This window comes from Campylobacter sp. MIT 97-5078 (genome assembly GCF_006864455.1).
GTDB lineage: Bacteria > Campylobacterota > Campylobacteria > Campylobacterales > Campylobacteraceae > Campylobacter_D.
Genome location: NZ_QHLK01000033.1, coordinates 1 through 3,127, shown reverse-complemented (window position 1 = coordinate 3,127; position 3,127 = coordinate 1). Strand labels below are relative to the sequence as shown.

General features: G+C 30.8%; 3 protein-coding genes and 2 pseudogenes. 2 read left to right on the top strand and 3 right to left on the bottom strand.

Annotated elements, in window-relative coordinates; genetic code table 11:
* Positions 1 to 833, top strand: an 833-nt coding sequence (locus DMB91_RS08655) for a class I SAM-dependent methyltransferase (protein ID WP_143116914.1), incomplete at its 5' end; no start/stop codon positions are given.
* Here the strand turns inward: DMB91_RS08655 and DMB91_RS09195 are convergent.
* Positions 831 to 982, bottom strand: a pseudogene (locus tag DMB91_RS09195) (hypothetical protein); the annotation flags it as partial. The gene DMB91_RS08655 and the pseudogene DMB91_RS09195 sit on opposite strands and share 3 nt — an antisense overlap.
* A gap of 226 nt (positions 983 to 1,208) precedes the next feature.
* On the opposite strand from DMB91_RS09195, the gene DMB91_RS08650 reads away from it, so the two are divergent.
* On the top strand, positions 1,209 to 2,597 hold the full coding sequence (locus tag DMB91_RS08650) for a cation:dicarboxylate symporter family transporter (RefSeq protein WP_143116913.1): 1,389 nt from the start codon (positions 1,209 to 1,211) through the stop codon (positions 2,595 to 2,597).
* Here DMB91_RS08650 and DMB91_RS08645 read toward each other — a convergent pair.
* Both DMB91_RS08645 and DMB91_RS09190 read right to left on the bottom strand, forming a co-directional pair.
* Positions 2,598 to 2,786: pseudogene (locus DMB91_RS08645) on the bottom strand (hypothetical protein); the annotation flags it as partial.
* 235 nt (positions 2,787 to 3,021) lie between these two features.
* Positions 3,022 to 3,127: hypothetical protein (locus DMB91_RS09190; protein WP_260604902.1), on the bottom strand; the 106-nt coding region annotated here is incomplete at its 5' end.

Genomic DNA, 3,127 nt, shown 5'->3' with positions numbered 1-3,127 from the left:
TTGCGCCTGGAAGTGGGGATTTGGCTGCAAATTTAGCCCTTGATGCTCGCTTTATCTATACTATCGATCCTTCCATTGTCTCACTAGAAATATCAAAACTTGGCAACGCAAAACACATACAAGGCTTTTTTGAAGCCCAAACAATAAAACCTATACTCAAGCATAAGGTTGATTGTGTGGTTTTTAGGCATTTACTTGAGCATATTTATACGCCAGCTTTATTTTTAAAAGAAGTGGTTGATCTGCTTGAAGAAGATGGACTTATCTATGTTGAAGTGCCTAATATTGATGAATTTATAGACAACAAACGCTTTTATGAAATTTTTAATGATCATTGTGGGTATTATCAAAAAAGTGTGCTTATAAATCATCTTTCAAAGCTTCATTGTGAGCTTGTAGATGAGCTATTTTTATATGAAAATCAACACATGGGCTTATTTTTTAAAAAGAAAAAAGCCACAAAACAAAGCTATCTTACTCCTCGCTTTTATGATTTTAAAAAAGACTTTGATGAAGCGATCACTAAGCTTAATGATGAGCTTAAAGCATATTCAAACATAGCTATATACGGAGCTGGAGCACATGCAAACTCTTTTCTTTGCTTTCTTAGTAAGCAAAATTTAGCCAATATTCAACTTTGTTTTGATTTAGATAATCGAAAACAAGGCAAGTTTTTACAGCACTCAAACATAGCTATCAAAGAACCAACTTTAGAGCATTTGCAAAATATCAAAGCCATCATCATCGCTGCTCCACTTTATGAAGAAGAAATATACAAATTCTTAGTGAGCTTAGGCTTTAAGGGAAAGATTATCAAAACGAGGATAAATTAAATAAGCTTCCAAGTCATCTATAAGTATTATTTAAGTCGTTAAAATTTGAGCCAGCTTTTTATTTTTTTTGTTTTAATATAAATTGCCCTATTGTCAAAATTTCCATTTCTAAGCTCTTGGCAAAGTTTTGAAAGCTTATTTATCATCATTATTTAGTAATTTAAAAAAACACTTGTCTTGTTGTATTTAAAAAAATGAAACTTAAAAATCACTTCATAAAATACAATATAAGAGAATATATGCAATTTTTGAGAATTATAGTAACACTATAAAGAGAGTATTCTTACTTTTTATTTTTAAATCACTTTAATTTAATTTCCTTTTATACATTTTTTGTTAGCATTGTTTAAATTAAAAATCTTCAAGGAGTTCATTATGGAAACTTTAAGCCGAAGTTTAAATGAAAATAAACCTCCCTTACTAACAAGAATATTAAAAAGTCTTGGATTTTGGGTTATATTAGGGATTGTTGCAGGAGTTTTGTTAGGGTGTTATGACAAAGAATTAGCAAATGCAAGCAAACCAGGGGTTGATTATTTCATATCAGCTTTAAAAGTTTTAATAGGACCTATTATTTTTGTTACTATAGTTTTAGGTATCATCAGCCTTGAAAGTTTAAAAAAGGTTGGAAGTATAGGAGTTAAAGCTGTTATTTATTTTGAAATAGTTAGCACACTTGCTTTAGCTCTTGGAATTTTTATGGCAAATATCATGCAACCTGGACATGGGATGAATTTAGATCCTAGTAAAGTTGATAGCAAAAGCGTTGAAAAATATATAGCACAAACCACTGAGGTAAGTGCAGGTTCTGAAATCATGCATATTTTAAAAGATGCTGTTCCAACAGATATTATCAGCCCTTTTACCGATGGTAAAACTATACAGGTTTTAGTTATAGCTATCATCACAGCCTTAGTCATATCTTTAATGAGAGACGAAGACAAACAAGCTATACAAAGAACTTTAGAAGTCATACAAAATTTTGTTTTTAAAATTTTACAAATTATTATGTATTTTAGTCCTATAGCTGCATTTTCAGCTATGGCGGTTTTAATTGCTAATTTTGGGTTAAGCTCCTTAATTAACTTAGGATATTTACTCTTTGTTATGCTCATTTCTTGTTTGATTTTTATTTTTGGAATTTTAGGCTTGATTTGCTATTTTGCAAAAGTCAATATTTTTAAATTTATGCGTTTTATATCAAGAGAAGTTTTAATAGTATTTGCTACAAGCTCTAGTGAATCAGCTCTTGCTCCTTTAATGAGAAAACTTGAAAAAGCAGGTTTATCAAGAGCAACGGTGGGACTTATCTTACCAACTGGCTATAGTTTTAATCTTGATTGCACAAATATTTATTTAGCTATGAGTTTAATTTTTCTAGTGCAAGCCTTTGGTGTGAATTTAAGCTTGACTCATGAAATTAGTATTTTAATTGTATTAATGATAGCCTCTAAAGGAGCTGTAGGGGTTACAGGATCTGGTTTTATAGTGCTTGGAAGCACTCTTGCAGCACTAGGTGGAATGCAAATAACTGAAGCAAATAATGGCATGGGAGCAACCCTAGCACAAGTGCTTCCCGTAGCTGCTATAAGTGTTTTACTTGGAGTGGATAAGTTTATGTCTGAAATGAGGGCTGTTGGAAATTTATGTGGCAATTCAGTAGCAGCCTTAATAGTTGGTATATGGGATAAACAAATAGATTGGGAAAAATTCCGCTATGCCATAGAACATCCTGAAGAATTTAAAAACGCTGGTATGTATTAATTAATGCGATCCTTGCAAGAAGTCATAACGATTGACTTCTTGCAAGGCATTACTTCTCTTTTTAAGTTGCTTAAAAAATCTTTCATTAAAATTAAAGCTAAAACTCAATTTGATTGTAGTGAAATTGCGATGTATTAAATTTAAGTTAAAAACACTATAAGGAGAATAAGAAATTTGATAATTTGTTTTTTTCATTATCTTTAACTTAGCCCAAAAATAAAATTGGTTTTGAATATTTCCTTCGCTTTGAGTTTCATTACTCACCTTCTAATGCTCTTTTTGTTTGTCTATAAATTCATTAATTCCTAGCGAAGTTATAAACCCAGAACCAATTTTTACAATAACTTTCTTTTAAACTATCTCTTGTTTTTTTGATATTCTATAAAAGCATCAATCATGCTAATTTAAAGAGTAAAAAGTAAATTTACTCGTTTCTTAAAGTATCAAGCACATCAACCTCAGTAGCTTTTTTGGCTGGATAATACGAGCTTAAAGCCACGATTAAACCTGCTCCTATAAGCGTAAGCGTA

What these genes read in the sequence shown, in the direction of transcription:
- DMB91_RS08650 (WP_143116913.1), top strand. Translation starts at nt 1,209, where the DNA reads ATGGAAACTTTAAGCCGAAGTTTAAATGAAAATAAACCTCCCTTACTA.